At 64.2% G+C, this 1,774-nt stretch carries 1 protein-coding gene; it reads right to left on the minus strand.

The annotated features are described in order from the left end of the window. Window positions 1-1,768 (minus strand): sulfoacetaldehyde acetyltransferase (gene xsc / locus ACR0A2_RS22165; RefSeq protein ID WP_480837382.1); only part of this gene is annotated, 1,768 nt, incomplete at its 3' end. Window positions 1,769-1,774 lie beyond the last annotated feature (6 nt).

Here is a 1,774-nt window from a genome sequence, read left to right on the forward strand (position 1 = left end):
CCTGAGCTTTCATGTCTTCGGCCGAGATTCCTGCGACGGCGACGGGTTTTTTCATTGCGTCGCGGCGGAAGGGTTCGCCGAGCTCCTGGTTGATCAGGGCCTCGATCAGCGTGGTGATGCCGTTCTTCTGGTCCTCGATCGCCTGGTTCAGCGCTGCGGTCAGCTCGTCCTGGGTGCGGGCCACGACGCCTTTCAGGCCACAGGCCTGCGCGATACCGGCGTAAGACACTTTGGTGTCCAGTTCGGTGCCGACGAAGTTGTCATCGAACCACAGGGTCGAGTTGCGCTTTTCCGCGCCCCACTGGTAGTTGCGGAAGACGATCTGGGTCACGGCGGGCCATTCCTCGCGGCCGATCGCAGTCAGTTCGTTCACCGCGATGCCGAAGGCGCCGTCACCGGCAAAGCCCACGACCGGCACGTCCGGGCAGCCGATCTTGGCGCCGACGATGGCCGGCAGGCCATAGCCACAGGGCCCGAACAGGCCCGGCGCCAGGTATTTGCGGCCCGCCTCGAAGGACGGATAGGCGTTGCCGATGGCGCAGTTGTTGCCGATATCCGAGCTGATGATCGCCTCTTTCGGCAGCGCCGCCTGAATGGCGCGCCAGGCCATGCGGGGGCTCATCCAGTCGGGCTTGGCCGCGCGGGCGCGCTGGTTCCAGGTGGTGCCCGGATCATCATCCTCGTGGTCCATGCTGCTCAGCTGCTGGGCCCAGCGGGACTTCTTCTCGGCGATCTTCGCCTTGCGCGCGTCGCGGCCCTCGTCGCCCGCGGTATCGCTCAGCTGGTTCAGGATGCCGGTCGCCACCTTGGCCGCGTCACCCACGATGCCCACGGTGACCTTCTTGGTCAGGCCGATCCGGTCGGGGTTGATGTCGACCTGGATGATCTTGGCCTCGGCCGGCCAGTATTCCATGCCATAGCCCGGCAGGGTCGAGAACGGGTTCAGACGGGTGCCGAGGCACAGAACAACATCGGCTTCGCTGATCAGCTCCATCCCGGCTTTCGAGCCGTTGTAGCCCAGAGGACCGGCAAACAGAGGGTGGCTGCCGGGGAAGGCGTCGTTGTGCTGATAGCCGACGCAGACCGGCGCATCCAGTCGCTCGGCCAGCGCCTTCGAGGCCTCGATCCCGCCCTTGGACAGAACCACGCCCGCACCGTTCAGGATCACCGGATTCTTGGCGTTCGACAGCAGCTCGGCCGCCTGCGCCACGGCGGTTTCGCCGCCCGCAGGGCGTTCGAAATCGACGATGGCGGGCAGATCAACATCGACCACCTGGGTCCACATGTCACGCGGGATGTTGATCTGGGCCGGGGCGCTGGCGCGCTTGGCTTTCATGATCACGCGGTTCAGAACCTCGGTGACGCGGGTCGGGTCGCGGACCTCTTCCTGATAGGCGACCATGTCCTCGAACAGCTTCATCTGCTCGACTTCCTGGAAACCGCCCTGACCGATGGTCTTGTTCGCCGCCTGCGGGGTGACCAGCAGCAGCGGCGTGTGGTTCCAATAGGCGGTTTTCACGGCGGTCACGAAGTTGGTGATGCCGGGGCCGTTCTGCGCGATCATCATCGACATCTTGCCGGTCGCGCGGGTGTAGCCATCCGCCATCATCCCCGCGCTGCCTTCATGCGCACAGTCCCAGAACATGATCCCGGCCTTCGGGAACAAGTCCGAGATCGGCATCATCGCAGATCCAATGATCCCGAACGCATGCTCAATCCCGTGCATCTGCAAAACCTTAACAAACGCCTCTTCCGTCGTCATCTTCATCTGAGT

It is taken from the genome of Ruegeria sp. H8 (assembly GCF_056532905.1).